Origin of the sequence: Neisseria sp. HMSC061B04 (genome assembly GCF_001836705.1) — a bacterium.
Lineage (GTDB): Bacteria > Pseudomonadota > Gammaproteobacteria > Burkholderiales > Neisseriaceae > Neisseria.
On record NZ_KV830175.1, the window covers coordinates 1 to 26,452 of the forward strand.

Genomic DNA, 26,452 nt, shown 5'->3' on the forward strand with positions numbered 1-26,452 from the left:
GGAATTTAGGGCTAATCTACGTCAGCCCCTTTGTTTTAGCCTAAACCTTTACAGCGGCCATTTCAATGCAGGATTGCTTTCAATGACTGCTTTGAATTGGTTTTGAATACGTTCAATCGCTTCTTGCGTATCCGCTTCAAAACGCAATACCAAAATCGGCGTGGTATTGGAAGCACGCATCAGGCCGAAGCCGTCGGGGAATTCAACGCGCAAGCCGTCGATGGTGATGATTTCGGTCGCACCTTCAAACTTGGCATTGGCAGCCAGCTCTTCAATCACTTTGTGGCCGTTGCTGCCTTCAGGCAGGTCGATGTTGAGTTCCGGAGTGGAAATGCTTTGCGGCAGCTTGTTCAATACTTCGGACGGATTGTCGAAGGCAGACAGGATTTCCAAGAGGCGTGCGCCGGCATACATACCGTCGTCGAAGCCGAACCAGCGTTCTTTAAAGAAGATGTGTCCGCTCATTTCGCCGGCAACCAGTGCGCCGGTTTTTTTCATGGTGGATTTGATGAAGCTGTGGCCGGTTTTTTCCATCACAGGATCACCGCCGTGTTCTTTAATCCAAGGCGCGAGCAGGCGGGTGGATTTGACGTCGAAAATCACTTTGGCTTTAGGATTGCGGCTCAATACGTCTTGTGCAAAAAGCATCAGTTGGCGGTCCGGATAGATGATGTTGCCGTCTTTGGTGACCACGCCCAAGCGGTCGGCATCGCCGTCAAATGCCAAGCCGATTTCGGCATCGCCGTTTTTGAGCTCGACGATGAGGTCTTGCAGGTTTTTCGGTTTGGAAGGGTCGGGGTGGTGATTAGGGAAATTGCCGTCCACTTCGCAGAAAAGTTCGGTTACTTCGTTGCCCAAGCCTTTGTAGAGTTTGCCCGCGAATGCGCCGCCGACACCGTTGCCCGCGTCGATGGCGATTTTCATCGGGCGTTTGAGCTTGATGTGGCCGACGATGTTGTTGTGGTATTCGCCGGAGATGTCTTTTTCGGTTACGCTGCCTTGTTTGTCGGCGGCAACAAAACCGTCTTTTTCAACAATGGCTAAAAGTTCTTGAATGGCTTCGCCTGCGAGCGTGTCGCCGCCGAGCATCATTTTGAAACCGTTGTAATCAGGCGGATTGTGGCTGCCGGTAATCATCACACCGCTGCCGCCGCATTCGTTGATGGCCGCGAAGTAGAGCATAGGGGTGGCAACCATGCCAACATTGAGGACGTCGATGCCGCTGTCTGTGAAACCGCGTTGAATCTGCGCCATCAGGCCGGGGCCGCTCAAGCGGCCGTCGCGGCCGAGTGCGATACGGGTAATGCCTTTTTCGGAGGCTTTGGTGGCAATGGCTTTGCCGATTAAATAGGCAGCTTCGTCGGTCAGGGTTTTGCCGACGATGCCTCGGATGTCGTAGGCTTTGAAAATGTCGCGGGCGATATTTGCCATGTGGATTTCCTTTAAATTTAAGTGGAAATAATGGGGCTTATTCTAACACGGCTAAAAGGCCGTCTGAAAAAATCAGACGGCCTTTTGTTGTTACATCAAAGAACAGTGTTGTTTGGACGAATCAATTGTTGAAAGTGTTGCACTGGTTGATGTCGCCGCTTTCCAAACCGCGCTTGAGCCAAGTCATGCGCGCTTCTGAAGAGCCATGGGTAAAGCTGTCGGGAACGACATAGCCCTGCGCCTGTTTTTGCAAGCGGTCGTCGCCGACGGATTCGGCCGCCAGCATGGCTTTTTGAATGTCTTCGGCTTTGAAGATATTGTTGTTGATAGCGTAGTGTCCCCAAATACCGGCAAAACAGTCGGCCTGCAATTCGAGTTTGACGGAAAGGGCATTGGCCTCTTTTTTGCCGACTTGCTGTTGCATTTTGTGGACTTTAGGCAGAATGCCGAGTAGGTTTTGAACGTGATGGCCGACTTCATGGGCAATAACGTAGGCAAACGCGGCATCGCTGGCCGATTCGAGCTTGGTGCGCATGTCTTCGTAGAAGCTCAAGTCCAAATAAACTTTTTGGTCGCCCGGGCAGTAAAACGGCCCCATGGCAGATTGACCCGTACCGCAGGCGGTGGACGTACCGCCTTCATACAACACCATGGTTGTCGGTGTGTAGCGTTGGCCGTGTTGTTGGAAATATTTGCTCCATGCTTTTTCCGTATCGGCAAGGACGACACGGGACAGTTCGTTCAATTCGGCTTCTTGTTGGCTGTCGAGTCGGGAGGCTTGCTGGGTAGGGATTCCCATCGAAGATGAGCCGCCGACCAAACCGCTCAAATCCACGCCGTAATATGCGCCGACCAAAACCACGATAATGCCGAGTATGCCCGGCGTTTTGCCGCCGCCACCACCACGGCTTCCACGGCGATCTTCGACGTTTTGGCTTTGTTCACGGCCTTTCCAATCCATAATGCGTATCCTGTGTAGTTTTCATGCGGCGGATTATACTATGGAATGTCAAATGTGTTTGATCGAATTGTGAATATTGCTGGAGGCCGTCTGAAAATGCGACATCGGGAAAGTGAAAACGGCAGTATCTTTCAGACGGCCTTGGGGTTTGTTAGAATGAGCCAACCTACTATTGGGAGATATAAGATGAAAGTCAGCAGTAAAGCTATTGTCAACGGCGAATTTGAAGACAAATACGGCAAGCGCGGCAGCCAGTTCAGCCCGAACGGTATGCCTACTTATTCGATTCCTTTTGAGATCGAAGATGCGCCGGAGGGAACAAAATCGTTTGCCGTGGTGTTGGAAGACAAAGATGCCATTTCAGCATCGGGTTTCGTATGGACGCATTGGTTGATTTCGGATTTGAAACGTACTTCCGTGGCAGAAAATGAAAGTATTTCTGCAACGGATTTCACGCAAGGCGCGAACACTTGGGCGAGCGCGTTGGGTAAATTTGAAATCGAAGAGGCTTCGTTTTACGGAGGTATGGCGCCACCGAACAACCGCCATCGTTATGAACTGATTGTGTACGCGCTGGATACCGTTTTGGATTTGCCGCGCGGTTTCCGCTTTAATGAGCTGCATTTTGCCATGCAGGGCCATGTGTTGGATTCGGCATGCGTGGTCGGTACTTATGATGTGTGACGGTATGCGTCATTATTGAAAAACAGCCTGTCCGTTTTTAATTCGGACAGGCTGTTTTTATGGGAAATCAAATCAATTAAACCACTTCGGCTTTAGTGATGATGACAGGTTCGGTCGGTACGTCGTCGTGGTAGCCGTGACGTTTGGTAGAAACGCCTTCGATAGCATCGACAACGTCAAAACCGTCAACGACTTTACCGAATACGGCATAGCCCCAGTCTTGGACTACGGTTTTGCCGTACAGCTCTTTAGAACGGAAGTTCAGGAAAGCGTTGTCGGCAGTGTTGATGAAGAATTGCGCGCTGGCAGAGTGCGGATCGGAAGTACGCGCCATGGCGATGGTGTATTTTTCGTTAGGCAAACCGTTGGACGCTTCGTTTTGAATCGGATCGCGGGTTTCTTTTTCGTTCATGTTTTCATCCATACCGCCGCCTTGAATCATAAAGCCTTTGATGACGCGGTGGAAGATTACGCCGTCGTAGAAGCCATCTTTAACGTATTGCTCGAAGTTTTTAGCAGTAACGGGGGCTTTGTCGAAATCCAGTTCGATTTTGATGTCGCCTTTGTTGGTGTGCAGGATAATCATGGGTTTCCTTTCGTTAGAATCCGGTTTTGAATCATTCGTTAAATTGTGTCTGAACGAGAAACTTCAAGGCCGTCTGAAAAATATTCTTTCAGACGGCCTGGACTATGTTTACGGGTTTACGGCATCAGGACGAAATAAGCCCACAGCGCAACCAATACGATACAGAGGACATTCAGCAATAAGCCGACATTCATCATTTCGCGTTGCTTAATCAAGCCTGTACCGAACACAATCGCGTTAGGCGGTGTGGCAACCGGCAACATGAAGGCACAAGATGCACCAATGCCGATGACGAATACCAAGACTTGTTCCGGCAGGCCCATTTGCGCGGCGATGCTGGCGAAAATAGGCACAAGCAAGGCGGCGGAAGCCGTGTTACTGGTGAACTCGGTCAGGAAGATGATGAAGGCGGCAACCACGAAAATCACCAGCAATGCAGGAGAATGGGAGAACGTGGAAGCAACTTGCTGACCCAGAGCTTCAGATGCGCCGGAAGATTGCAGCAATGCGCTCAAGCTGATACCGCCACCGAAGAGCATCAATACACCCCAGTCGGTATTGCGGGCAACTTCTTTCCATTGCGCCACGCCGAATACGACGACGGCAACGGCGGCAATCAGGGCAATAACGGTATCAGGGTTGGAAATATCGAATGCGGCTTTGATTTTGGAGCTGAATACCCAAGCGATGGCTGCGGCCAAGAAAATCAACAGCGCAATCACGCGGTGCAAAGTCCAAGGGATAGATTCAGCTTTAACTTCCACGCGCTCATTCAAATTAGGTTTGAGGATGACGTACATGGAGAACAGCATCAGCGGCAGAATCAACAGCATCATCGGCAGGCCGAGCTTCATCCAGCCGACGAAGTCCAAGTTCAGCGCTTTGGCGGCAATCATGTTCGGCGGAGAACCGACCACGGTGCCCAAGCCGCCGATACTGGCGCAGTAGGCGATACCGAGCAGGACGAAAACGTAGGTTTTGCGTTCTTTTTCTTGGTCGAGGTGGCTCATCATACCCATTGCCAAAGGCAACATCATCGCGGCAGTCGCAGTGTTACTGATCCACATAGACAGGAAGGCGGTAACGGCAAACAGCATCAGCACGGCAACTTTCATATTGCCGCGGGACAGGCGCAACAGGCTGACGGCGATTTTACGGTCGAGACGTTGCATGTGCAGTGCGGTGGCAAGTGCGAAACCGCCGAAGAAGATGTAAATCGTCGGGTCGGAGAAACCGGCCATCGCTTTTTTGATGTCCATATCCGGGAAGCCGAGTACAACGGCAAGGATAGGGATCATCAGTGCGGTAACGGTAATATGTACGGCTTCGGTAAACCAAAGTGCCGCAACAAAAATCAACAGCGCGATACCTTTGTTGGCATCGGGGCTGTAGGGAAGGATGTAATAAATGCCGAAGCAGACAACAGCAGAGATAATGGTCGTCAGCAGTCCTTTAAAGTCGGTAATCGGCTTCTGTGCACTGAGAAGCTCGACGTTCTCAGGATGCTGAGTCTTATCCTTGGCGTTTAAGTCCATGATGTATTCCTCTGAAACATGATTGGTTTTTCTTTTCAGCCGTACGTTCAGACGGCCTAATAGGCGACAGTATATTTGTAATTTGATGTAGTGTAAACAAATTGTAAATTATTTTTTAAAAATGAAATGAAAACCGGATAAGCAGCAAGAAAACTGCTTATCCGGCGAAATGAAGACCCATCGTGGGTTAATAAGCATCAGGACAAATCGGTAAAACTGCCAAAATTACGGCCGGGTCAGTAATACCATCCTGATTTATATGGATTTAAACGTTTTGCGTCAGATTGTCTTGTTCCTTAAACAACAAGCCGCAAACGGCCAGACCTGCCGCCGCCAGCAAAGCTCCGGCAATGCCGATATTGGAAAGGCCGAACCAGACGGTTACATAATGTCCCAAAAGCGCACCGCCGCCGATACCGACGTTGTACAAACCTGAATAAATCGAGTTGGCCACATCAGTTGCATCCGAGGCAAATGCCAAGACTTTCGACACCATGCCCAAGCTGACAATGACGATGGCCACGCCCCAAATAAACACCAGCGCGTACACCGCATACGGGAAAGAGGCAAACGGCAGAAGCAGCAGGGCAGAGAGCAGGATGACTGCCACTGCGCCGAGCATAAACAAACGTTGCGATTTGGCAAACCATTTGCCAAACAGATAAGAAGCGGCGAAGCCTGCCAAACCGTACAGGCTCAAAACGATGGTGACTTGTTCAGCCTTAAATCCGCCAACTTGCAACACAAAAGGCTCGATATAGCTGTATGCCGTGAAATGTGCCGTAATAATCAACACCGTCATGGCATAAAGCAACATCAGGTTGCGGCGTTTGAACAAACTCGGCAGGCTGCTTAAAGAGCCGGTATTTTGGCTGGGTAAAGCAGGCAGGTTTTTGGCCAACACCAGCATTACGCCGGCAGCGCAAACCCCGATCAGCAGGAAGCTGAGCTGCCAGCCGAAGTATTGCCCGACCACGCGCCCCAGCGGAATGCCCAAAACCATGGCCAAAACCGTACCCGTACTGAGCAGGCCCAAAGCCTGATTGGTTTTGCCGGTGGGCGCAAGCCGTACCGCCAAAGAAGCCGTAATCGACCAAAAGACCGCGTGTGTCAGCGCAATCCCGATACGGCTGACCAAGAGGATGTTGAAGTTCCAAGAAAAGAACGACAGCGCGTGAAACAGCGCAAACAGTGCAAACAGCATCAGCAATAATTTGCGCCGTTCGATGTTTTTCGTCATCAGCATCAGCGGCAGCGATAGGAGCGCAACAATCCACGCATACACCGTAATCATCATGCCCACTTCCGTTGCCGCTTTGCCAAAGCTTTGACCGATGTCGCTCAAAAGCGCAATCGGAATGTATTCGGTAGTATTGAAAATAAACGCACCCACCGCCAGCGCGCATACGCTAACCCATTGTTTGAATGTTGAAGTCATTATTATGTCCGTTTGATGAAGCAAAAGGCGTTATTGTACGCCTATCTGCATTTTTCAGACGGCCTTAATGAAGAATTTGCAAGCTGTTTGCGTAAGGAGTAAAGTATTTGGCAACCATATTTGTTTGAATGAAAGGAAATACAAATGCAAACTGTTACCCTCAATATCGACGGCATGACCTGCGGCGGCTGCGTGAAAAGCGTAACCCGTCTTTTGGAAGGCGTAGAAGGCGTGGAAAAAGCAGAAGTCAGCTTGGAAAACAAAAATGCAGTGATTACTTTTGATGAAAGCAAGACAGATACCGACGCGCTGATTGATGCCGTAGAAGACGGCGGCTACGATGTGGCTTTGTAACCGATAAGCGTATTTTTGAATAAAGGCCGTCTGAAACGCTTCAGACGGCCTCTGTCTCTTGATAACTTACTTTTTGCCATTATTTGGATTACACCGCCACACGGGTAAACAAAAGTTTTCGCGCATATCTGAAGCAAAGCGGCGGCAAGTGGCTGCCGTATTACGACGAGGCCTGTACCAAACCGTTAGCGGCCGACTAAGGCTACCTGAAACTTTTCAGGTAGCCTGTTTCTATTCTGCCCAAGCCGCCTAACGCTCCTCCAGCCCGGCCAAAATCGCACAATCCGGGCAGTCGTCTCCCGCGCAGGCATCGTGCCAACGTTGCAGCTCGGCCACCATGCCCTGCAAGCGTTCGATTTTGGCTTCCAGCTCGGCGATGTGCCGCGCGGTGAGCGTTTTCACTTCGCGGCTGGTACGCTGCGGGTTGTGTTGCAGGCTCAAAAGCTGCCCGATCTGCGGCAGCGAAAAGCCCACTTCCCGCGCATGGCGGATAAAGCGCAGCCGGACAAGGTCAGCCTGTCCGTAGCGGCGGTAGCCCGCTTCGCCGCGCGCGGCCGGGGCGATTAGGCCGTGCTTTTCGTAGTCGCGGATTTGTTTGGCGGAAAGGCCGCTCTCGGCCGCGGCCTGGCTGATGTTCATCATGATGCTTGACCTTTACTTCGGGTAAAGCTTTATAGTGGCGGCACTTAGCGGGAAAGCAAGAGCAGACCCATCATTTCAGGTTACCTGAAAGCTTTGGCTGCAACGGGCTTTAAAACCTCAGCCTCATTCCAACAGAAAGGAAACCCTATGCAAACAATCACATTAAACATCGAAGGCATGACCTGTGGCGGCTGCGTGAAAAGCGTTACCAGCATCCTCGAAGGCGTAAACGGCGTGGACAAGGCCGAAGTGAGCCTGGAAAACAAGAATGCCGTCGTGGAATTCGACCCCGCCCAAACCAGCCCCGCCGCGCTGATAGAAGCGGTGGAAGACGGCGGCTTTGATGCGGCTTTGTAAATCGAATCGCAACAAATCGACTGCAACACCCCAAAGGCTACCTGAAAACCCTGCTCCGCTTTTTTCAGGTAGCCCAACCACATTCAGAAGGAAGAAACCATGCAACAAAAAGTCCGTTTTCAAATCGAAGGCATGACCTGTCAGGCATGCGCTTCGCGTATTGAAAAAGTGTTGAACAAAAAAGATTTTGTCGAATCGGCAGGGGTGAACTTTGCCAGCGAGGAAGCGCAGGTTACGTTTGACGACAGCAAAACCTCCGCCGCAGACATTGCCAAAATCATTGAGAAAACCGGTTACGGCGCGAAGGAAAAAACGGAAGACGCGCTGCCGCAGCCCGAAGAAACAGCGCATGTAAGCTGGAGGCTGTGGCTTTTGCTGGTCATCAATATTCCGTTCTTAATCGGCATGGCAGGCATGATGATCGGGCGGCACGATTGGATGATTCCGCCTGTATGGCAATTTGTGCTGGCAAGCGTGGTGCAGCTTTGGCTGGCGGTGCCGTTTTACAAAAGCGCGTGGGCAAGCATTAAGGGCGGGTTGGCGAACATGGACGTGCTGGTTACCATCGGCACGGTATCGATTTACCTGTATTCCGTTTATATGCTGTTTTTCAGCCCTCACGCGGCGCACGGCATGGCACACGTGTATTTTGAAGTAGGCGTGATGGTGATCGGTTTTGTGTCGCTGGGCAAATTTTTGGAACACCGCACCAAAAAATCCAGCCTGAACAGCTTGGGCTTGCTGCTCAAACTCACACCAACCCAAGTCAACGTGCAACGCGATGGCGAATGGAAACAACTGCCCATCGACCAAGTGCAAATCGGCGACCTTATCCGCGCCAACCACGGCGAACGCATTGCCGCCGACGGCATCATCGAAAGCGGCAGCGGTTGGGCGGACGAGAGCCACCTTACCGGCGAATCTAATCCCGAAGAGAAAAAGGCGGGCGGCAAAGTGTTGGCAGGCGCGCTGATGACCGAAGGCAGCGTGGTTTACCGCGCCACGCAGCTCGGCAGCCAAACCCTGCTCGGCGACATGATGAATGCGCTCTCTGAAGCACAAGGCAGTAAAGCACCGATTGCGCGCGTAGCCGATAAAGCGGCGGCGGTATTCGTGCCTGCCGTCGTGGGCATTGCGCTTTTGACTTTTATCGCCACTTGGCTGGTGAAAGGCGATTGGACGGTTGCTCTGATGCACGCCGTTGCCGTTTTGGTAATTGCCTGCCCGTGCGCGCTCGGTCTGGCAACCCCTGCCGCGATTATGGTCGGCATGGGCAAAGCGGTGAAACACGGTATTTGGTTTAAAGACGCGGCGGCAATGGAAGAAGCCGCCCACGTCGATGCCGTCGTGTTGGACAAAACCGGCACGCTGACCGAAGGCAAGCCGCAGGTTGCCGCCGTCTATTGCGTTCCCGACAGCGGCTTTGACGAAGACGCTTTGTACCGCATCGCCGCCGCCGTTGAACAAAACGCCGCCCACCCGCTCGCCCGCGCCATCGTCTCCACCGCCCAAGCGCGCGGTTTGGAGATTCCCGCCGCACAAAATGCGCAAACTGTCGTCGGCGCAGGCATTGCCGCCGAAGTTGAAGGCGTGGGATTGGTGAAAGCGGGCAAAGCCGAATTTGCCGAACTGATCTTGCCGAAGTTTTCAGACGGCGTTTGGGATATTGCAAGCATTGTTGCAGTCTCAGTCGATAACAAACCTATCGGCGCATTCGCACTTGCAGACGCGTTGAAAGCCGATACCGCCGAAGCCATAGGCCGTCTGAAAAAACACAATATCGATGTCTATATTATGAGCGGCGACAACCAAGGCACGGTCGAATACGTTGCCAAACAACTGGGTATAGCGCACGCCTTCGGTAATATGAGTCCGCGCGACAAAGCCGCCGAAGTGCAGAAACTCAAAGCCGCCGGCAAAACCGTAGCGATGGTCGGTGACGGCATCAACGACGCGCCTGCACTCGCCGCCGCCAACGTCAGCTTCGCCATGAAAGGCGGTGCAGACGTTGCTGAACACACCGCATCTGCGACGTTGATGCAGCATTCGGTCAACCAACTCGCCGATGCCCTGTTGGTGTCGCAGGCAACTTTGAAAAACATCAAGCAAAACCTGTTTTTCGCCTTCTTCTACAATATTTTGGGCATTCCGCTCGCCGCGCTCGGCTTTTTAAACCCCGTCATCGCAGGCGCGGCAATGGCGGCAAGCTCGGTTTCGGTATTGGGTAATGCCTTGCGCCTGAAACGGGTGAATATTGAGTGATAATATAAAGGCCGTCTGAAGACTGTTTTTTCAGACGGCCTGTCATCAAATATTTTTGGAGAAATAATCAGATGAAAACACTTCGTTTATTGTTTGGTTTAGCATTGGTTGCCACTGCATTTAGCGTGCAGGCTGAGGATTACAGCGAGAAGCAGCACGATAAGCTGATACGAGAATGCAATCGGAACAATCTGGAGAGTTGTGTCACTGCGGCCATTTGGACGCGCGATTATCTTGAAGCGCCTGCTCATGCTTATCCGTTTCTGAAAAAAGCCTGCGATGGCGGCAATATGCGCGGCTGCAATGTTTTGGGTAATCTGTATCTCAATCCGTCCAGCGGTTTGGGCATGGATTATGTCGCCGCGGTCAAGCTCTACGAACGGGCCTGTAAAGGCGGTTATGAAAATGCCTGTACCAATCTTGAAGAAACTAAAGCAGAGATGGCGCAAGGCACTACATCAGACCGCGACAGCCGTTTAAACCAACTGAGCGAATCTTGTACTTTAGAAAACGAATCCGCTTGTCAGGCATTAATGCTGGAAATGCAACGTTGAGCGTCATACTGGGGCCGTCTGAAACATTGTTTTTTCAGACGGCCTTTAATCCATATTTTCTGATTTCGAGACTCAAGCAGGAGTATGTTGTATGGACATGATGTTGTTTACCAATATTGTATTGATTGTTTTATGTATTTTTACCATGTTGCTGGTGTGGTCGCGCAACTGGAAACGCAAGCAGGCTTATTTTGAGAAAATCAAAAGCAATCCGGAAAACCTCAAATGGGTCGGGCGGAATCTGACCGGTCAGGAATGGAAGGATTGGAAAGCCGTGAGCGACCGTTTTGGGCTGCCCATGTTGCAGGCCAAGCAATTAATTGATTTTTATAAAAACAGTCAGCGTTAATTGATGATTTAACGATAGAACTTGACTGAAGTTAAGGCCGTCTGAAATAGCACTCTTATAATAATATAAGTGATATTTCAGACGGCCTTGGTGTTGGTTCAAATAAAGGGAGGAGAACAAAAATGACTGTTTACTTAATCGGCGATTCCGTTCGGCTTGCATCGGAGCCTTACACGCGCGCCGCTTTGCCTGAGGCGGAAATTGTTTCTCCATCGGAAAACTGCCGTTCGTCGCATGATGTGTTAGAGCATATCGGGCAATGGACAGAGGGCGTGACTGCGGGAGACATTATCCACATCAACTGCGGTTTGCACGACATCCGCCACAATCAAGGCTGTAATGAGCCGGTGGCCGATATAGAAATCTACCGCAACAACCTGACCCAAATTTTCGATTATCTGAAACAGACAGGGGCAAAAATTATTTGGGCGAGCAGTACGCCCTTTTTGGAAAGCGTACACAATATCGTCAAACCCTCGCGCCGCTATCTGGCTGATTTGAAGGCCTATAACCGTGTGGCGGAGGATTTGGCAAGGCAATATGGTTTTGCCGTCAATGATTTATACAGCCTGATGTTTGAGCAGGATTTGACCGATGTGATGCTGTGTGACGGGCTTCATTTCAATGAGTTCGGCAGTAAGATGATAGGCGAGGCAGTAGCCGAAGCGATATTGAAACAGTTGTGCTAACTTGACGTAATCCATTTTTATTATGTTTTTAATATTGAGACAGACTTTAAGTTGCAACCCAATATCTATTGGGATATAGTGATTACTCTTATCAACATGAAACTAAGAAGGAATAAATGATGACTGGCAAATTAGATCAAATCAGCGGTGAAGTAAAAGAGAAAGCCGGCGAAGTTCTTGACGATTCCAAACTCAAAGCTGAAGGCGTAGTTCAACAAGGCGTCGGTAAGACAAAAGAAGTTGCTGCGGATGCTAAAGAAAAAGCAGAAAACTTTGCAGGTGAAGCCAAAGAAAAAGCGGCGCACTTCGCAGGCGAGGCTAAAGAAAAAGCAGAAAATTTTGCAAGTGAAGCCAAAGAAAAAGCGGCGCACTTTGCAGGCGAGGCTAAAGAAAAAGTAGAAAACTTTGCAGGTGAAGCTAAAGAAAAAGCAGCTCATTTAGCCGGTGAAGCCAAAGAGAAAGTAGCACACTTGGCTGAAGAAGCCAAAGAAAAAGCTGAAGGCTTGATTAATGATATTAAAAGCAAATTTTAATATTTAAAGAATAAAAGGCCGTCTGAAAGATTTTCAGACGGCCTTTGTTTCATGGATTTAAAGTTTAGGCAAACTGTTTGCCAAATTCGATAAACTCGTCTTTTTTGGCTTTGGCTTTGCCGGAGTCGATGGCTTCTTGCGCGGCTTTGACACCGTCTGCCAGCGAAGCAACCACATTTCCTGCGTAGAGCGCGGCGGCGGCATTGAGGACGACGATGTCGCGTGCGGCACCGGCTTTGCCGTCCAGCACTTCGTTCATTTTTTGCAGGGATTCTTGCGCGTTTTCGACTTTGATTTCGTCCAAATTGCGGCGGATTTCCATGCCGAAATCGGCCGGGCTGATGTCGTATTCGGTGATTTTGCCGTCTTTCAGTTCGGCAACGCGGGTTTTGCCGGTCAGCGTGATTTCATCCAAACCGCCTTCGCCGCACACAACCAAAACATGCTTGGAACCAAGCTGTTGCAATACGCGGGAAAGAATGCCACACAAGTCGATGTGGAACACGCCCAAGAGTTGGTTTGCCGCGCCGGCCGGATTGGTCAGCGGGCCCAAGATATTGAAGATGCTGCGGAAGCCGAGCGAACGGCGGACAGGGGCGACATAGCGCATGGCGCTGTGATGGTTGGGCGCGAACATAAAGCCGATGCCGGTTTGCTGGATGCTTTGGGCGACCTGTTCGGGGTTGAGGTTGAGGTTGGCGCCCATTTGTTCCATGACATCGGCGGCGCCGCTGGATGAAGAAACGGAGCGGCCGCCGTGTTTGGCGACTTTTGCGCCAGCCGCAGCCGCGACAAACATGGAAGTCGTGGAAATATTGAAGGTTTTGGCACCGTCGCCGCCTGTGCCGACAATATCGACCAAGTCATCGGCGTTTTCCAGCGGCACTTTTGTGGCAAATTCGCGCATCACGCTGGCTGCGGCGGTAATCTCGGAAACGGTTTCAACTTTAATCCGCAGGCCGGTCAGGATGGCGGCGATTTGCTCGGGCGGAACTTGGCCGCTCATGATTTGGCGCATGAGGTCGGTCATTTCATCGTAGAAAAGTTCGTTGTTGCTGATGAGGCGTTCAATCGCTTGTTGAGGGGTAATCATGATTGTTCCTTTGTTCGTGTCCGATGTGATTCAGGCCGTCTGAAAATGCGGTTTGAACACTGTCAAACCCATTTCAGACGGCCTTTCATTAAGATTTTTGCGGGCTGTAGTCTTTGAATTCTTCCAAGAAGTTTTTCAGCATGTCGTGGCCGTGTTCGGTCAGCAGGGCTTCGGGGTGGAACTGTACGCCTTCGACGGCATATTCTTTGTGGCGTACACCCATGATTTCGCCGTCTTCCGTCCATGCGGTAATTTCGAGGCAGTCGGGCAGGGTGGCGCGGTCGATGGCCAGGCTGTGGTAGCGCGTGCAGTTGACCGGATTGGGCAGGTCTTTAAACATGCCTGTGCCGTGATGGAAAACGGGGGAGACTTTGCCGTGCATCATCGTTTGCGCGCGCACGATATTGCCGCCGAACGCTTCGCCCATGGTTTGATGGCCGAGGCACACGCCCATGACGGGCAGCCTGCCGGCAAAGTGCTGCATGGCCGCAACAGAAATGCCTGCTTCTTTCGGTGAGCAAGGGCCCGGGCCGATGACCAGATATTGCGGTTTCAGGGCTTCGATTTCTTCGAGGGTGATTTCATCGTTGCAGCGTACCAAAACTTCCTGCCCCAATTCGGCAAAGTATTGAACGATGTTGTAGGTGAAGCTGTCGTAATTGTCGATAAATAAAAGCATTTGCAAACCTTTAATGACATTTCGGCAGACAGGGTAAGGCCTGCCAAAAGTGTAAAAACCGTTTATATTTGCATAATATCACAATCTTCCCCTAAAGGCCGTCTGAAACGGCGGATAAGACAAAACAGCTAAAAAATGCTATGCTTTACGCTTTGAACCTAATCTGTTTGAAGTGATGAAAAAGTATCTTATCCCGACTGCCGCCGTCGTTATCGCCGCTGCGCTCGGCACGCCTTACTATCTCGGTGTCAAAGCGGAAGAAAGCCTGACCGAGCAACAAAAGCTGTTGCAGGAATCCGGTTTCCTGACCGTTGAATCCCACCAATACGATCGCGGCTGGTTCAGTTCAACCGAGACGACCGTCATCCGCCTCAAGCCGACCCTGCTTCAAAATACGCAAAAATACCTGCCGGACAATTTGAAAACTGTCCTGCAAGAGCCGATTACGGTTATCAACCACGTAACACACGGCCCGTTTGCCGGCGGCTTCGGTACGCGCGCCCACGTGGAAACCGAGTTCCAATACCATCCGGAAACCAAAAAGGTTTTGGACCGCTTCTTCGGCCAGCAAACGCCGTTGACCATGACCAATACGGTTTACCTTTCCGGCGACGGCAAACTCAGCCTCAATATCCCCGCCTTCGACTACGAAGAGCTTTCCGGCATCAAGCTCAACTGGAAAGGCTTTAGCGGCAATACCGATTACAGCCAAGGCTTCAAAAGCTATCGCCACGATTACCTTGCGCCGTCTTTGCAAGTCAAATTGGCCGACAAAGGCGATGTGTCTTTGGAAAACCTGCGCTTCCAATCCGAAACGGAAGACGGCCTGACCAAACTTTCTTTGGGCAAGAGCAGCATTACGCTGGATAAATTCCTGCTGCAATGGAAAGAAAACATCGATTACAACGTTAAGTTGAACGAGTTGGTCAACCTCGTAACCAATCTGCAAATTGGTGCATTCATCAATCCGACCGGCACGATTGCTCCGTCTAAAATCGAAGTCAACAAACTGCGTTTCGATACCCAGACCGGCGCAGTCGATAAATTCATCAACAGCGAAGGCCGCTTCCAATTTGAAAGTCTGACCTATGGCGAAGACAAATACGGCCCTCTGGACATCAATGTTGCCGCCGAGCATTTGGACGCCGCATCACTTTTGGCGTTGAAAAACAAAATTGCCGAAGTGTCCGTGAAAAAAATGAGCGAAGAAGAAATTCAGGCTTCTTTGCTTCAGACGGCCAAAAACGAGGCTTCGGGCCTGTTTACCAACAATCCGGTTTTAAACATCAAAACCTTCAAATTTACCATGCCTAATGGTGATGTCGATGTCAGCGGCAAGCTTGCCTTTAAAGGTTTGACAGCCAAAGACCTCAACAGCCTGGGCGATATGCTGAAGAAAACCGAAGCCGACTTCAACATGAGCGTACCGCAAAAATTGTTGGAGCAGCTCGCCGTCAACCAAGCAAGCAGCCTGTTTAGCGTCAATGCCGAAGATGAAGCCGCAGGCCGCGCCAGCATCGACGATATCAACGAGACCTTGCGCCTGATGGTGGACAGCACCATTAAAAGCATGGCAAGCGAGAAATATCTGACCTTAGAAGACAATAATGTCAAAACCCATCTGACTCTGCAAAACAGCGAGTTGAAATTAAACGGAAAAGTCCTTCAAAGCGACCCGGAACCCGAGTTTGACGAAGCAGACTTTCCCAATAACTAATCCTCAATCACACAAACAGCGGTTTTAACTTCTCTGAAGTTAAAACCGTAAATCAACCCACAATCAAAAAGGAAACCCATGTTCCGTACCATGCTCGGCGGCAAAATCCACCGTGCCACCGTTACCGAAGCCGACCTCAACTACGTCGGCAGCATTACCGTTGACCAAGACCTGCTGGATGCGGCAGGTATTTGTGTTAACGAAAAAGTCGCCATCGTCAACAATAACAACGGCGAACGTCTTGAAACCTACACCATCCCCGGTGAACGCGGCAGCGGTGTCGTTTGCCTTAATGGCGCAGCCGCGCGTTTGGTTCAAAAAGGCGACATCGTAATTATCATGTCTTACGTTATGTTGTCCGAACCCGAAATTGCAGCGCATGAGCCGAAAGTCGTCCTCGTCGATGAGAACAATAAAATCCGCGACGTGATTTCTTATGAGCCGCCGCACACCGTGTTGTAATATTCAAACAAAGGCCGTCTGAAACGTTTCAGACGGCCTGTTTCCCAAATTCAACTTATCTGAAAGGCTTTGCCGTGAATATCCAAATCAACAACATCACCGTCAGCAACGATGCGCCCTTTACCCTTTTCGGCGGCATCAATGTCCTTGAAGACCTCGACTCTACGCTGAAAGCCTGTGAGCAATACGTTAAAGTCACCGATAAACTCGGCATTCCTTATGTGTTCAAAGCCTCTTTCGACAAGGCAAACCGCTCTTCCATCCACTCTTTCCGCGGTGTGGGTTTGGACGAAGGCATGAAGATTTTTCAAGCGGTGAAACGCGAGTTTAACGTTCCCGTAATTACTGACGTTCACGAGCCTTACCAATGCCAGCCGGTCGCCGAAGTCTGCGATGTCATTCAGTTGCCAGCATTCTTGGCGCGCCAAACCGATTTGGTGGTGGCAATGGCGAAAACCGGCAATGTCATCAACATCAAAAAGCCGCAATTCCTCAGCCCGTCTCAAATGAAAAACATTGTGGAGAAATTCCAAGAAGCAGGCAACGAGCAAATCATTTTGTGCGAACGCGGCGCAAACTTCGGCTACGATAACTTGGTGGTCGATATGCTCGGCTTTGGCGTGATGAAAAAAACGTGTCACAACCTGCCCGTTATTTTTGACGTTACCCATTCCCTGCAAACGCGTGAATCCGGCGCTGCTGCGTCAGGCGGCCGTCGCGCCCAAGTATTGGACTTGGCGCTTGCCGGTATGGCAACCCGATTGGCCGGTTTGTTTCTCGAATCCCATGCCAATCCCGACCAAGCCAAATGCGATGGCCCAAGCGCATTGCCGCTTGCCCAATTGGAAGATTTCCTGACCCGTGTTAAAGCAATCGATGAAACCGTGAAATCGTTTGCGCCTATGGATATTCGTTAAGGGCAAATAAGTTAAAAGGCCGTCTGAAAGCATTTTCAGACGGCCTTTTTATCGGCGTTACTGTCCGCGTAAAAACAACGCATCCAATTCTTTTAAAGTCAGTTTGACCCAAGTCGGACGGCCGTGGTTGCACTGGTTGCTGCGCGGTGTGTTTTCCATATCGCGCAGGAGTGCGTTCATTTCGGGCAAAGTCAGTTGGCGGCCGGCGCGGACTGAGCCGTGGCAGGACATGGTGGCGAGGATGTGGTTTTCGTGTTCTTCGATGGTTTGGCTGCTGCCGACTTGGGCGAGTTCGCCCAAAACGTCTTTGGCGAGCGAAACGACGTCGGCTTTGCCGAGCATGGCGGGAACTGCGCGGACGGCAAGGGTATTGCCGCCCATGTCGGACAGTTCCAGCCCGAAGCCTGCCAGCGTTTCGGCATGATCGGCAAGGGCGGCGCATTCTTCGTGGGACGCGGCAAAGGTTACGGGAATAAGCAGGCGTTGGCTTTGCAGGTTGCCGTTTTCCTGACGTTGGCGTTTCATTTTTTCGTAGTTGACACGTTCGGCAGCGGCGTGCATATCGATGAGCAACAGGCTGTCTTCGGCTTGGGCAAGGATATAGATGCCTAATAATTGGGCAATGGCGAAGCCGAGCGGCGGCAGTTCGGATTGTGATGGAAGGCCGTCTGAAAGCGGCGTATCTGTTTTTTGGGTAGGGATTTCAGACGGCATATTGCCGAAACGTGCCTGCTCGAATTGGCTCAACTCAAGGTCGATATCGTCGGTTTTTTTGTAGAGTTCGGCGTAAGTATTCATGGCTGCGCGGCTTTCGCACAGGGACAGGCTGCGTTGTTGTGGCGCACGCGCGGCTTGGTAAGGCATGGGCGCGGTTTTGCCTGATGAACCAAAGGCATTGCGTGTATCGGGTTTGTTGCCTGTCGGGTAGTTGGATGCGCCATCAAACAGATTTTTGCTGTCGTTTTCAGACGGCATTGGGGTGGAAAAAACGCCGGTAATGTCATGCAACACTTCGCCTACATTGCTGACGCTTTCGGTCAAGTTGGCACGCGTGTCGGCAAGGGCTTTGTTGAGCGTGTGGAACACGAGTTGGTGTACTTGCTGACTGTCGCGGAAGCGGATTTCGGTTTTGGTCGGATGGACGTTGACATCCACGGCTTCGGGCGGCAGGTCGAGAAAGAGGACGAAAGCAGGCGTCAGCGCGTTGTGTAATACGTCGCGGTATGCCTGTTTGACGGCGTGGAGCATGACTTTGTCGCGGACAAAACGATGGTTGACGAAGCAGTATTGTTTGTCGGTTTTGCCTTTGGCGAAAGTCGGCTTGGCAATCGCGCCATAAAGCCGCAGCGCGCCATTGCCGCTGTCAATTTCCAATGAGGCCGTCTGAAAATCATCGCCGACAATGGCGGCTATGCGTTCATGCAGGCTTTGTGCAGGAAGTTTGAATACTGGTTTGCCGTCGCGTTTGAGTGAGAAGGCGATGTGCGGATGCGCCAGCGCGAGGCGCTCGAGCATGGTGGCGCAGTGGGCGTATTCGGTGTTTTCGGATTTGAGGAACTTGCGCCGCGCGGGGGTGTTGAAGAAGAGTTCGGCGGCTTCGATGGTGGTGCCGATGGGGTGGGCGGCGGCGGTTGGGCTGCTGAGTTTGCCGTCTTCTGCTTTGACTTGGGTCGCGTGCGTGCTGCCGTCTTGACGGCTGGTCAGGGTCAGGCGGCTGACGGAGGCGATACTGGCCAAGCCTTCGCCGCGAAAGCCCATGCTGGCAACGTGTTCCAAATCGTTTAAGGTTTTGATTTTGCTGGTGGCGTGGCGGTGGAGCGCAAGCTCGATGTCGTCGGGGTGGATACCGCTGCCGTTGTCGCTGACGCGGATCAGGCGGATGCCGCCGCCGGCCAGCTCGACATCAATCGCTGTCGCGCCTGCATCGATACTGTTTTCAACAATTTCTTTCAAGGCGTTGGCAGGGCGTTCGACCACTTCGCCGGCGGCGATTTGGTTGACGAGATGGTCGGGCAGGGCGGCAATTCGGGACATCGGTTTCTTTCAAAAAAGCAACGGCGGAAGGGGAAATTACAGGTATTTGCGCATCAATTCGCATTCGACGCGGACGGTTTTGTTCAGCTGCAATACGGCAGTACCGAGCGATTCATAACGGTTGAGCCGATAGAAAGGCACGGAATTGAGCGAGGCATACAGTTTGAGAAAGCTGAGGCCTGCATTTCGGGCCATTTCTTCGGCGCGGCTGAGCAGGGCCGTGCCCAAGCCGAGATTGTGGAAGAGCGGATGGACGTATAAGGCGTCCAGTTGCGCTTCTTTGAAATCGACTTGGAAGAAGCCTTGAATCAGCCCTTTGTATTCGACCACCCACAAGGCTTTGTTTTTATCGGAGATGGTTTCCAAATAGCTGTTGATGTCGAGCAGACTTTCCCATGCGTGCATAATGGTTTCGTCGTAACTGCGGATGCAGGCGTATTGAACGGCATGCAGATGGGCATTGTGTATGGCTTGGCAGTCTTTTTCGGTTGCCGGACGGAGGATGGTCAGAAGGCTCATGGCGGATGGTCGGAAAAATTGATTTCAGACGGCCTTTGGCAATCAAAGGCCGTCTGAAAAAAGTGGGTAAGGTTACAGGCTTTGATGTAAGGTTTGTGCAGTTTGGAACGCGTTGTCCGCATCATTGGCCAAAACGGTAAAGTGGCCCATTTTTCGGCCTTTGCGCGCGGCTTTTTTACCGTAAAGATGCAGATGCGCATTCGGGTTGCTTTGCAATGGCAGCCAGTCGGGTTCGCCACCGTCTTCCTTCCAAACGTCTCCCAAAATATTCGCCATACAGCAAGAGCTCAGCAATTTGGTGTCAGCCGGAGGCAGGTTGCACATCAGGCGGACCTGTTGCTGGAATTGGTCTGCCGCGCAGGCGTCGATGGTGTGGTGGCCGGAATTGTGCGGACGCGGCGCGATTTCGTTGACGACCAATTCATGTGTATCGCCGACAACAAACATTTCTACCGCCAATACGCCGACGTAGTTCAATTCATCGGCCAAACGCTGCGCCATCTGCCGCGCCTGTTGCTGAATGTCGGCACTCAGTCGTGCTGGGACGATGGAATAGGCGAGGATGCCGTTTTCGTGAATGTTTTCGGCAGGATCGAAGGTTTGCACGTTGTCATTGTTCAGACGGCATACGATAACGGAAATTTCACCGCGCAAGTCCACCATTTTTTCCAAAACGCAATCCACGCCGCCGTGTTCGGCAAATGCGGCTTTGAGTTCATCCAATGTTTTTACGCGGATTTGGCCTTTGCCGTCGTAGCCCAAAGTGGCAGTTTTCAAGATGCCGGGCAGAAATTGTACGCTTTCTTCAGTAATGTCTTCGGCCTTGCAAACTGCTTGATACGGTGCGGTTTGCAGGCCTGCTTTTCGTATCCATGCCTTTTCCTGAATGCGGTTTTGCGCGATGGCAACGCAGTCGCCGCTGGGGGAAACATTGGTATGTTTGGCGAGAAAACGCATCGCGTCGGCATTGACGTTTTCAAACTCGGTCGTAACCGCCGCGCATTTTGCCAATTCTTCCAAAGCGGCCGGATCATCAAACGGCGCGCACAAATGGCGGTCGGCAAATTCCGCTGCCGGCGCATTCGGGTCGGGATCGAGTACGGTTACTTTGTAGCCCATGGTTTTGGCAGCAACAGTAAACATTCTGCCTAATTGTCCGCCGCCGAGGATGCCGAGCATGGCAGGAGGGAGGATGGGGGATGTGTTCATGGATAATCGCTTTATGAATAAATTGGGTAGGGTGTTTGCAGGCCGTCTGAACATGGTTTACGGCTTCAGACGGCCTGATGTTTTAAAGCTTGCCGATAAATTGCGGCGGAACGTTTTCAGTTAACCATACGCCGTTGTCCGCTAAATAAAATTGATGTCCTGCCGCAAGCATGGCGACAGTGTCGATGGTCAATACAACCGGCTTGCCGTGTCGGGAACCGACTTTGACGGCTGTTTCGGCATCGGCAGACAGATGGACAAAATGGCGCGAGGCAGAATGCAGGCCTTGCTCCAAAATAGACGGAACAGAGTGCTCAGCCGTACCGTGATACAAAATCTGAGGAGGCGTCGCTACTTTGTGTTCGACCTGAACTTGTGCCGTCGAATGACCTTGCGCTGCGCGGATGCGTTTGCCGTCTTCTGATACGGTAAACCGTTTTTTATCGTTGTTTTCGACCACTTCCAGCAATACTTCGTAGGTCAGCGGATTACCCGTAAAGCCGCGCTCGGGATGATTTACCTGCGTCAGCAGGGTATCAATATCCACCCAGCCGTCTTTATCCAAAGTAATGCCGATTTGCTCGGGATGATGACGTAAGATAAAGCTGAGGAATTTGCTGATGGATTTTAGTTGTTTTTCTTTTAGTATCATAATCTTGTTGTTTAGTCATTTCAGAGCGCAGGCCGTCTGAAAATTATTTATCCAATCCTTCTTGCACCATTTGCGCTGCACGGATTACTGCCCGGGCTTTGTTTTGGGTTTCCTGCCATTCGGATGTTGGGTCGGAATCGGCAACTACGCCTGCGCCGCTTTGGACGAAGAGGGTATTGTTTTTAATCACGGCAGTGCGGATGGCAATGGCCAGGTCCATGTCGTTGTTGAAACTCCATACGCCGACTGCGCCGCCGTAGATGCCGCGTTTGCTCGGTTCGACTTCTTCGATGATTTCCATGGCGCGGACTTTAGGCGCGCCGGAAAGTGTGCCTGCCGGGAAGGTAGCGGCGAGGATGTCCATGTTGGTCATGCCGTCTTTCAGACGGCCTTCGACGTTAGAGACGATGTGCATCACATGGGAATATTTTTCAATCACCATTTTGTCGGTAACTTTGACTTCGCCGGTTTTACTGATGCGGCCGACATCGTTGCGTCCTAAGTCAATCAACATGACGTGTTCGGCAATTTCTTTGGCATCGCTCAGCAGGTCTTGTTCGTTGGCAAGGTCTTCGGCTGGTGTTTTGCCGCGCAGGCGTGTACCGGCGATAGGACGGACGATAACATCGTCGCGTTCGCGGCGGACGAGGATTTCGGGCGAAGAGCCGACAATATGGAAATCGCCGAAATCGTAGTAGAACATATACGGCGATGGGTTCAGCGTACGCAGGGCGCGGTAGAGGGCAAGCGGATTGTCGGTAAATTCCATGCTCATGCGTTGGCTGGGGACAACCTGCATACAGTCGCCTGCAAAGATGTAGTCTTTGATTTTGTTGACGCAGGCTTTGAAAGGTTCTTCTCCAAATTCGCTGACTGCTTGCGTCTGCTTGCTGCCAAGGGAAAGCGGGATGGCACAACTTTGGCGTAACTGGGTACGGATGTCTTCAAGACGTTCGCGCGCGCGTTCATAGCCGTTGGCTTGAGACGGATCGGCATAAACAATCAGGTAGATTTTGCCGCTTAGGTTATCCACTACCGCAAGCTCTTGCGAGAGCATCAGGAGGATGTCGGGCGTACCGAGCGGATCGGCTTTGGCCGTATGTTTCAGGCGGTGGGCAAAATGTTCGAAATTGTAGATGGTTTCATAACCGAAGTAGCCGACCAGGCCGCCGGTAAAGCGCGGCAGGCTTGGGATTTCGGGCGTTTTGAAGCGGTTGTGGAAGGCTTCGATAAAGGGCAGGGGATTGCCGTCGTGTTGTTCGACGATTTCGCCGTTTTGATACACGTCGACATGTTTGCCGCTGGTTTTGAGATAGTGGCTGCAAGGCAGGCCGATAAAGGAATAGCGGCCGAAGCGTTCGCCACCGACAACGGATTCGAGCAGGTAGGTGAAAGGCTTGTTGGCTAGTTTGAGGTAGATTGAGAGCGGTGTGTCCAAGTCGGCAAGCAGCTCTTGAACGAGTGGAATGCGGTTGTAACCTTGTGCGGCTTGGGCTTGGTATTCTTGTTTGCTGATCATCTTGATAAGTCTTTCAGACGGCCTGTTTCAGGGTGTTAAATCGTGTGAAGAGTATAGCATTTTATTGGAATTGTTGACAGTCTGAGCGCTATGTCAGATATGGAAAACGCCGTCTGAAAAGACGGCGCGAGGTATCAGGCAAGGGTATCGGAAATTTTGTTTTTCCGGCTTCGTTTCCACTTGAAGACATAAGCGGCTACAACGGGAATCAGAGCGATAATGGATTTGAATGTCCAGCCCGAATACCATGTGCCTTCGGGAACGTCGCTTGCAAGCCAAGTGAAGTACGGCCACCAGCAGGCAACCAGGCTGCCGAGAAATAGCGGCCAAATATGACGGCTTAAGTTGCGTTGCCACAAGAGGAAGCATGCAATCGCCCAAATAAAGGTCAATACGGTAATCAGGAGGATGGTGTAGGCATCTGAAATCAGGATGGCGGCGAAGTAGTAGCTGAGTGCGACCCATAATAGGGCAAGTACCAAAACAATAATTTCTTCCGGGCGTTTAAACATGATTTTTCTCTTTGTAAGACTGACAAGGCGACAATACTATACCCTAAACAAGGTGCGATGATAAGAGTCTTTCAGACGGCCTTGTAATCGGGTTTGCTATAATGTGTGCAATCAATTTTTTGGAAAGGACAAACCATGACGGCAAACTTTCAAGAAACGCTGAAGGCTTTGGGCAAACAGGCGAAAAAGGAAGCTGCGGAGCGGGAGGCGGAAGCGAAGGCTAAAAAGCAGGCGGAAGATGTGGATTTCAGCAAGGCGGTTGGCAAGGTTACACCTTTGAAAAATGCCGGCAACTATTATGAACAGCCCCGCGATAAATCGCCTATCAAACCGCGACCTAAAGAAATGGCGACTTTGGAGCAGGAAGATTATTTTTATGTGGGCAGCGGCGGCTGGGAAGAACCGCCGGCTTCGTTCAGTAAAAACGGACAGGGTAAAAATGATTTGATGCGTTTGCGAAACGGCCATTATCCTGTTGTGGCTGATGTAGATTTGCACGGCTATACGCAGGAAGAGGCGCAGCAGGTATTGAACGAATTTATTGAATTTACGAAAAAACGCGGTGTTTGCGGCGAGATTGTCCACGGCAGTGGCTTGGGTTCTGCAGGTTATAAACCGGTTTTGAAAAATATGACGCGCCGCTGGTTGATGCAGCATCCTGACGTGTTGGCTTATGTCGAGCCTCGACAAGGCAATGATGGCGCAGTCAGGATTTTGTTGAAACGCCAACGCCGAGACGATGATTGGAAGCAGTAAAATATAAAAAGCAGTGTCGATACATGACACTGCTTTTTATGTTTGTCAGACTAAGAAGATTTCTTTTTGGAAACCGATTCGCAACCTTTGCCATTGGTCATTGTAGTTTTGGAATCTTTGGCAGAATCAATATCAGTACATTTGTAAGCATTGCCCAAACTATCCATCCAAACAGAAAGGGTATAGCCTGTTTTTGTGGGAATGGCTTTCAAACGATAGGCCCGGCTTTTACTGGCATCAATCATTTTGGCAGAGTATTGGTATTTGTCTGCCAAATCTTTATGGCCTTTATATGAGGAAATAAAGCCATTCAATTCCTTTTCAATCCTATTAGTTTCCCACTTTGGATTTTTAACCATCTGGTTTTTAAAAGCAGAATTGATGGCGACTAACTCGGCATGCGCTTGTGATTGGTAGCCGCGTTCAATGTAGCGGTTGTAAGAGGGAATGGCAATGACGCTCAGGATGGCTAAGATGGCGACGGCAATCATCATCTCAACCAGCGTAAAGCCTAGTTGTTGGGTAGAGGTGGTATTCATTTTATTATTCGCTGGCAACGTAAGACTGAAGAACGACTTGGGTATTGGCATTCTTACCCCATGCTTTGGCAGTAACGCGGTAGGTAATTCGACCCTCAGTGGTTTTACCTAAATATTCAATGATGTAGCGAGGATTTTTTGCAATGCCGCTATTTTTACCTAGAGAGTATTCTTTACCGTTGGCATCGATGCAAAGATTTTGATTTTTATCACATTTTCTTTTCCAGGCATCTTCCGTAGCGGTTTCTTCAATGGCTTCGCTGTCAGATTTTACGTTAGGTGTGGCGCAAAAACCATCTTTACACTCTTTGGTAAAATTAGTCTTTTTTCCTTCAATATCAAAAATTTGATTTTCACCTTCACGCAATGCGGCTTCGGCCAAGGTGGTTGCCAGTTTGCGGTCAGCATCGTTGGTGCTGATACGCTGTTCAGTATTGTAGGACTGGGTGGCTGTGACCACGAGCAGGGCGATGACGATCATCATCATTAAGACGATAAACAAAGCATAGCCTTGTTGCCGGTCAGGTTTTATTAGAGTGATCGGTCGGCGCATACGTTTCCTCCGCGGATGGTGGCATTAATATTGTAGATATCGACTTTATTGTCTTGTTCTTTCGATGAGTCGATACTGCCGTTATTCAGTACGATTTGGATTGAGGCAGGAGACTTGGCTTCAGCTGAGTTATCCAATGCGGTTTTGTAATCAAAGGATTCTGTATTTACTCCGCTGGCAGAGGCATTTTCAGAATGAGGACATTCTGCATAGATATAGTGGATATCCATAGCAGTGATGCCTTTAATCAGTAGCTGCGGATTACCCCATGAGCCATCATCTGATAATTGGAAACGGAATAAGCCACTCTCTTCACCAAGTTTACCGACGGCATAGGCAATCATTTCATGCTTCATAATGGCGATACTGCCGTTTTGATCAGAGTCGTTAATTTTCAAAGCCGTTTTTGCCGCATCCAAATCTTTAATTTCTGTTTGAGGTTTGGCAATACCGAAACAGCTGCTGACAATGGCAGTTTTTGCAGCAGGGTTTGCTTTGTCGATTCCATATTGAAACAGCAGGGCTTTGCCGGTTTGAGCAAAGCCTGCATAGCCTAATTTATTGATTTCTTTAATCGGTAACAGATTATTCACACCTGTTGTTTTCAATGTATATTCATCCGAGCTTTTGTCTTCTGTTACTGCAGAGGCAGGAAAATTCGACATATTGAAGCAGCCGAAATTGCCTGCCATACGCGCATCACGGACGATCATATTGGCGGCGTTGCGCAAATCTTGTTGGATACCGATACGGGTGTTGGCAGATTTGTTCAATCCGCGTGCAGTAAAGTAGGTGGAGCTGACAGCCATTAAGACGATCATGCTGAGCAGGCTGGCAACCAGAAATTCAAGGATGCTGAAACCGCGCATAGCGGTTTTATTGGGAATATGGTTGAGTAAGCGTTTATTGTTCATTG

28 protein-coding genes and 1 pseudogene are annotated in these 26,452 nt (G+C 50.7%); 12 read left to right on the forward strand and 17 right to left on the reverse strand.

Annotated features, from left to right (window positions below; all coding sequences use genetic code 11):
* Positions 1-48: 48 nt before the first annotated feature.
* The gene (locus tag HMPREF2661_RS01405) at positions 49-1,431 is read right to left on the reverse strand and encodes a phosphomannomutase/phosphoglucomutase (RefSeq protein WP_049322427.1); all 1,383 of its coding nucleotides are present in this window, start codon (positions 1,429-1,431) and stop codon (positions 49-51) included.
* A gap of 121 nt (positions 1,432-1,552) precedes the next feature.
* Positions 1,553-2,392 carry a KPN_02809 family neutral zinc metallopeptidase gene (locus HMPREF2661_RS01410; RefSeq protein WP_049322428.1) on the reverse strand — a complete coding sequence of 280 codons (840 nt, stop codon included), beginning with the start codon at positions 2,390-2,392 and terminating at the stop codon, positions 1,553-1,555.
* A 186-nt stretch (positions 2,393-2,578) separates the two neighbouring features.
* On the opposite strand from HMPREF2661_RS01410, the gene HMPREF2661_RS01415 reads away from it, so the two are divergent.
* Positions 2,579-3,076: a YbhB/YbcL family Raf kinase inhibitor-like protein gene (locus tag HMPREF2661_RS01415; RefSeq protein WP_049322429.1), complete on the forward strand. Its 498-nt coding sequence runs from the start codon at positions 2,579-2,581 to the stop codon at positions 3,074-3,076.
* A 76-nt stretch (positions 3,077-3,152) separates the two neighbouring features.
* Here the strand turns inward: HMPREF2661_RS01415 and HMPREF2661_RS01420 are convergent, their stop codons facing one another.
* From HMPREF2661_RS01420 to HMPREF2661_RS01430, 3 genes are all read right to left on the reverse strand, one after another.
* Positions 3,153-3,662 carry a peptidylprolyl isomerase gene (locus HMPREF2661_RS01420; protein ID WP_003747093.1) on the reverse strand — a complete coding sequence of 170 codons (510 nt, stop codon included), beginning with the start codon at positions 3,660-3,662 and terminating at the stop codon, positions 3,153-3,155.
* 116 nt (positions 3,663-3,778) lie between these two features.
* A complete protein-coding gene (locus tag HMPREF2661_RS01425; RefSeq protein WP_070822157.1) occupies positions 3,779-5,197 on the reverse strand; it encodes an SLC13 family permease in 1,419 nt (472 codons plus the stop codon).
* A gap of 265 nt (positions 5,198-5,462) precedes the next feature.
* The gene (locus tag HMPREF2661_RS01430; RefSeq protein ID WP_070822158.1) at positions 5,463-6,635 is read right to left on the reverse strand and encodes a sugar transporter; all 1,173 of its coding nucleotides are present in this window, start codon (positions 6,633-6,635) and stop codon (positions 5,463-5,465) included.
* Between the two features lie 144 nt (positions 6,636-6,779).
* On the opposite strand from HMPREF2661_RS01430, the gene HMPREF2661_RS01435 reads away from it, so the two are divergent.
* The gene (locus HMPREF2661_RS01435; RefSeq protein WP_004519826.1) at positions 6,780-6,989 is read left to right on the forward strand and encodes a heavy-metal-associated domain-containing protein; all 210 of its coding nucleotides are present in this window, start codon (positions 6,780-6,782) and stop codon (positions 6,987-6,989) included.
* A 249-nt stretch (positions 6,990-7,238) separates the two neighbouring features.
* On the opposite strand, the gene cueR is transcribed toward HMPREF2661_RS01435, so the two are convergent.
* A complete protein-coding gene (gene cueR, locus HMPREF2661_RS01440; RefSeq protein WP_070822159.1) occupies positions 7,239-7,631 on the reverse strand; it encodes a Cu(I)-responsive transcriptional regulator in 393 nt (130 codons plus the stop codon).
* Between the two features lie 147 nt (positions 7,632-7,778).
* On the opposite strand from cueR, the gene HMPREF2661_RS01445 reads away from it, so the two are divergent.
* From HMPREF2661_RS01445 to HMPREF2661_RS11820, 6 genes and pseudogenes are all read left to right on the forward strand, one after another.
* Positions 7,779-7,988, forward strand: coding sequence for a heavy-metal-associated domain-containing protein (locus HMPREF2661_RS01445; RefSeq protein WP_070822160.1), 210 nt, complete (start codon positions 7,779-7,781; stop codon positions 7,986-7,988).
* A gap of 99 nt (positions 7,989-8,087) precedes the next feature.
* Positions 8,088-10,250 carry a heavy metal translocating P-type ATPase gene (locus tag HMPREF2661_RS01450; protein WP_070822161.1) on the forward strand — a complete coding sequence of 721 codons (2,163 nt, stop codon included), beginning with the start codon at positions 8,088-8,090 and terminating at the stop codon, positions 10,248-10,250.
* Positions 10,251-10,321: 71 nt separating this feature from the next.
* The gene (locus tag HMPREF2661_RS01455) at positions 10,322-10,804 is read left to right on the forward strand and encodes an SEL1-like repeat protein (RefSeq protein ID WP_070822162.1); all 483 of its coding nucleotides are present in this window, start codon (positions 10,322-10,324) and stop codon (positions 10,802-10,804) included.
* A 91-nt stretch (positions 10,805-10,895) separates the two neighbouring features.
* A complete protein-coding gene (locus HMPREF2661_RS01460; RefSeq protein ID WP_049322434.1) occupies positions 10,896-11,153 on the forward strand; it encodes a thiol-activated cytolysin C-terminal domain-containing protein in 258 nt (85 codons plus the stop codon).
* A 122-nt stretch (positions 11,154-11,275) separates the two neighbouring features.
* Positions 11,276-11,842 carry an SGNH/GDSL hydrolase family protein gene (locus HMPREF2661_RS01465; RefSeq protein WP_049322435.1) on the forward strand — a complete coding sequence of 189 codons (567 nt, stop codon included), beginning with the start codon at positions 11,276-11,278 and terminating at the stop codon, positions 11,840-11,842.
* Positions 11,843-11,961: 119 nt separating this feature from the next.
* Positions 11,962-12,180 (forward strand): annotated as a pseudogene (locus HMPREF2661_RS11820) (CsbD family protein); the annotation flags it as partial.
* Between the two features lie 259 nt (positions 12,181-12,439).
* Here HMPREF2661_RS11820 and trpD read toward each other — a convergent pair.
* Positions 12,440-13,468 (reverse strand): anthranilate phosphoribosyltransferase, encoded by a 1,029-nt coding sequence (gene trpD, locus HMPREF2661_RS01475; RefSeq protein WP_049322694.1) that lies wholly within the window; start codon positions 13,466-13,468, stop codon positions 12,440-12,442.
* 88 nt (positions 13,469-13,556) lie between these two features.
* Positions 13,557-14,147 (reverse strand): aminodeoxychorismate/anthranilate synthase component II, encoded by a 591-nt coding sequence (locus tag HMPREF2661_RS01480; protein WP_070822164.1) that lies wholly within the window; start codon positions 14,145-14,147, stop codon positions 13,557-13,559.
* Positions 14,148-14,322: 175 nt separating this feature from the next.
* Here HMPREF2661_RS01480 and HMPREF2661_RS01485 point away from each other — a divergent pair, with 175 nt between their 5' ends.
* The 3 genes from HMPREF2661_RS01485 (at position 14,323) to kdsA (ending at position 17,243) form a co-directional block, all read left to right on the forward strand.
* On the forward strand, positions 14,323-15,864 hold the full coding sequence (locus HMPREF2661_RS01485; protein ID WP_070822165.1) for a YdgA family protein: 1,542 nt from the start codon (positions 14,323-14,325) through the stop codon (positions 15,862-15,864).
* A gap of 78 nt (positions 15,865-15,942) precedes the next feature.
* Positions 15,943-16,326 (forward strand): aspartate 1-decarboxylase, encoded by a 384-nt coding sequence (gene panD / locus HMPREF2661_RS01490; protein ID WP_003678944.1) that lies wholly within the window; start codon positions 15,943-15,945, stop codon positions 16,324-16,326.
* Between the two features lie 74 nt (positions 16,327-16,400).
* Positions 16,401-17,243 carry a 3-deoxy-8-phosphooctulonate synthase gene (kdsA, locus tag HMPREF2661_RS01495; protein ID WP_003747068.1) on the forward strand — a complete coding sequence of 281 codons (843 nt, stop codon included), beginning with the start codon at positions 16,401-16,403 and terminating at the stop codon, positions 17,241-17,243.
* Between the two features lie 57 nt (positions 17,244-17,300).
* Here the strand turns inward: kdsA and mutL are convergent, their stop codons facing one another.
* The 6 genes from mutL to HMPREF2661_RS01525 all read right to left on the reverse strand — a co-directional run bounded on the left by mutL (position 17,301) and on the right by HMPREF2661_RS01525 (position 23,688).
* Positions 17,301-19,277 carry a DNA mismatch repair endonuclease MutL gene (gene mutL / locus HMPREF2661_RS01500; RefSeq protein ID WP_070822166.1) on the reverse strand — a complete coding sequence of 659 codons (1,977 nt, stop codon included), beginning with the start codon at positions 19,275-19,277 and terminating at the stop codon, positions 17,301-17,303.
* A gap of 36 nt (positions 19,278-19,313) precedes the next feature.
* On the reverse strand, positions 19,314-19,796 hold the full coding sequence (locus HMPREF2661_RS01505; RefSeq protein WP_003747064.1) for a GNAT family N-acetyltransferase: 483 nt from the start codon (positions 19,794-19,796) through the stop codon (positions 19,314-19,316).
* 72 nt (positions 19,797-19,868) lie between these two features.
* A complete protein-coding gene (locus HMPREF2661_RS01510; protein WP_070822167.1) occupies positions 19,869-21,005 on the reverse strand; it encodes a 5-(carboxyamino)imidazole ribonucleotide synthase in 1,137 nt (378 codons plus the stop codon).
* An 82-nt stretch (positions 21,006-21,087) separates the two neighbouring features.
* On the reverse strand, positions 21,088-21,657 hold the full coding sequence (locus HMPREF2661_RS01515; RefSeq protein ID WP_070822168.1) for an RNA 2'-phosphotransferase: 570 nt from the start codon (positions 21,655-21,657) through the stop codon (positions 21,088-21,090).
* Positions 21,658-21,700: 43 nt separating this feature from the next.
* Positions 21,701-23,176 (reverse strand): anthranilate synthase component I, encoded by a 1,476-nt coding sequence (gene trpE, locus HMPREF2661_RS01520; RefSeq protein ID WP_070589778.1) that lies wholly within the window; start codon positions 23,174-23,176, stop codon positions 21,701-21,703.
* 134 nt (positions 23,177-23,310) lie between these two features.
* Positions 23,311-23,688 (reverse strand): hypothetical protein, encoded by a 378-nt coding sequence (locus HMPREF2661_RS01525; protein WP_070822169.1) that lies wholly within the window; start codon positions 23,686-23,688, stop codon positions 23,311-23,313.
* 135 nt (positions 23,689-23,823) lie between these two features.
* Here HMPREF2661_RS01525 and HMPREF2661_RS01530 point away from each other — a divergent pair, with 135 nt between their 5' ends.
* A complete protein-coding gene (locus HMPREF2661_RS01530; protein ID WP_036490614.1) occupies positions 23,824-24,444 on the forward strand; it encodes a Smr/MutS family protein in 621 nt (206 codons plus the stop codon).
* Positions 24,445-24,494: 50 nt separating this feature from the next.
* On the opposite strand, the gene HMPREF2661_RS01535 is transcribed toward HMPREF2661_RS01530, so the two are convergent.
* Genes HMPREF2661_RS01535 through HMPREF2661_RS01545 form a run of 3 tightly spaced genes read right to left on the reverse strand, consistent with a single transcriptional unit; the run spans position 24,495 to position 26,450 of the window.
* A complete protein-coding gene (locus tag HMPREF2661_RS01535) occupies positions 24,495-24,983 on the reverse strand; it encodes a PilX family type IV pilin (RefSeq protein ID WP_070822170.1) in 489 nt (162 codons plus the stop codon).
* A gap of 4 nt (positions 24,984-24,987) precedes the next feature.
* Positions 24,988-25,536: a pilus assembly PilX family protein gene (locus HMPREF2661_RS01540; RefSeq protein WP_036490618.1), complete on the reverse strand. Its 549-nt coding sequence runs from the start codon at positions 25,534-25,536 to the stop codon at positions 24,988-24,990.
* Positions 25,515-26,450, reverse strand: a complete 936-nt coding sequence (locus HMPREF2661_RS01545) for a PilW family protein (protein WP_070822171.1) — start codon at positions 26,448-26,450, stop codon at positions 25,515-25,517. Before HMPREF2661_RS01545 ends, HMPREF2661_RS01540 begins: the two co-directional genes overlap by 22 nt.
* Positions 26,451-26,452 lie beyond the last annotated feature (2 nt).

What these genes read in the sequence shown, in the direction of transcription:
- HMPREF2661_RS01405 (WP_049322427.1), bottom strand. Translation starts at nt 1,431, where the DNA reads ATGGCAAATATCGCCCGCGACATTTTCAAAGCCTACGACATCCGAGGC.
- HMPREF2661_RS01410 (WP_049322428.1), bottom strand. Translation starts at nt 2,392, where the DNA reads ATGGATTGGAAAGGCCGTGAACAAAGCCAAAACGTCGAAGATCGCCGT.
- HMPREF2661_RS01415 (WP_049322429.1), top strand. Translation starts at nt 2,579, where the DNA reads ATGAAAGTCAGCAGTAAAGCTATTGTCAACGGCGAATTTGAAGACAAA.
- HMPREF2661_RS01420 (WP_003747093.1), bottom strand. Translation starts at nt 3,662, where the DNA reads ATGATTATCCTGCACACCAACAAAGGCGACATCAAAATCGAACTGGAT.
- HMPREF2661_RS01425 (WP_070822157.1), bottom strand. Translation starts at nt 5,197, where the DNA reads ATGGACTTAAACGCCAAGGATAAGACTCAGCATCCTGAGAACGTCGAG.
- HMPREF2661_RS01430 (WP_070822158.1), bottom strand. Translation starts at nt 6,635, where the DNA reads ATGACTTCAACATTCAAACAATGGGTTAGCGTATGCGCGCTGGCGGTG.
- HMPREF2661_RS01435 (WP_004519826.1), top strand. Translation starts at nt 6,780, where the DNA reads ATGCAAACTGTTACCCTCAATATCGACGGCATGACCTGCGGCGGCTGC.
- cueR (WP_070822159.1), bottom strand. Translation starts at nt 7,631, where the DNA reads ATGATGAACATCAGCCAGGCCGCGGCCGAGAGCGGCCTTTCCGCCAAA.
- HMPREF2661_RS01445 (WP_070822160.1), top strand. Translation starts at nt 7,779, where the DNA reads ATGCAAACAATCACATTAAACATCGAAGGCATGACCTGTGGCGGCTGC.
- HMPREF2661_RS01450 (WP_070822161.1), top strand. Translation starts at nt 8,088, where the DNA reads ATGCAACAAAAAGTCCGTTTTCAAATCGAAGGCATGACCTGTCAGGCA.
- HMPREF2661_RS01455 (WP_070822162.1), top strand. Translation starts at nt 10,322, where the DNA reads ATGAAAACACTTCGTTTATTGTTTGGTTTAGCATTGGTTGCCACTGCA.
- HMPREF2661_RS01460 (WP_049322434.1), top strand. Translation starts at nt 10,896, where the DNA reads ATGGACATGATGTTGTTTACCAATATTGTATTGATTGTTTTATGTATT.
- HMPREF2661_RS01465 (WP_049322435.1), top strand. Translation starts at nt 11,276, where the DNA reads ATGACTGTTTACTTAATCGGCGATTCCGTTCGGCTTGCATCGGAGCCT.
- trpD (WP_049322694.1), bottom strand. Translation starts at nt 13,468, where the DNA reads ATGATTACCCCTCAACAAGCGATTGAACGCCTCATCAGCAACAACGAA.
- HMPREF2661_RS01480 (WP_070822164.1), bottom strand. Translation starts at nt 14,147, where the DNA reads ATGCTTTTATTTATCGACAATTACGACAGCTTCACCTACAACATCGTT.
- HMPREF2661_RS01485 (WP_070822165.1), top strand. Translation starts at nt 14,323, where the DNA reads ATGAAAAAGTATCTTATCCCGACTGCCGCCGTCGTTATCGCCGCTGCG.
- panD (WP_003678944.1), top strand. Translation starts at nt 15,943, where the DNA reads ATGTTCCGTACCATGCTCGGCGGCAAAATCCACCGTGCCACCGTTACC.
- mutL (WP_070822166.1), bottom strand. Translation starts at nt 19,277, where the DNA reads ATGTCCCGAATTGCCGCCCTGCCCGACCATCTCGTCAACCAAATCGCC.
- HMPREF2661_RS01505 (WP_003747064.1), bottom strand. Translation starts at nt 19,796, where the DNA reads ATGAGCCTTCTGACCATCCTCCGTCCGGCAACCGAAAAAGACTGCCAA.
- HMPREF2661_RS01510 (WP_070822167.1), bottom strand. Translation starts at nt 21,005, where the DNA reads ATGAACACATCCCCCATCCTCCCTCCTGCCATGCTCGGCATCCTCGGC.
- HMPREF2661_RS01515 (WP_070822168.1), bottom strand. Translation starts at nt 21,657, where the DNA reads ATGATACTAAAAGAAAAACAACTAAAATCCATCAGCAAATTCCTCAGC.
- trpE (WP_070589778.1), bottom strand. Translation starts at nt 23,176, where the DNA reads ATGATCAGCAAACAAGAATACCAAGCCCAAGCCGCACAAGGTTACAAC.
- HMPREF2661_RS01525 (WP_070822169.1), bottom strand. Translation starts at nt 23,688, where the DNA reads ATGTTTAAACGCCCGGAAGAAATTATTGTTTTGGTACTTGCCCTATTA.
- HMPREF2661_RS01530 (WP_036490614.1), top strand. Translation starts at nt 23,824, where the DNA reads ATGACGGCAAACTTTCAAGAAACGCTGAAGGCTTTGGGCAAACAGGCG.
- HMPREF2661_RS01535 (WP_070822170.1), bottom strand. Translation starts at nt 24,983, where the DNA reads ATGAATACCACCTCTACCCAACAACTAGGCTTTACGCTGGTTGAGATG.
- HMPREF2661_RS01540 (WP_036490618.1), bottom strand. Translation starts at nt 25,536, where the DNA reads ATGCGCCGACCGATCACTCTAATAAAACCTGACCGGCAACAAGGCTAT.
- HMPREF2661_RS01545 (WP_070822171.1), bottom strand. Translation starts at nt 26,450, where the DNA reads ATGAACAATAAACGCTTACTCAACCATATTCCCAATAAAACCGCTATG.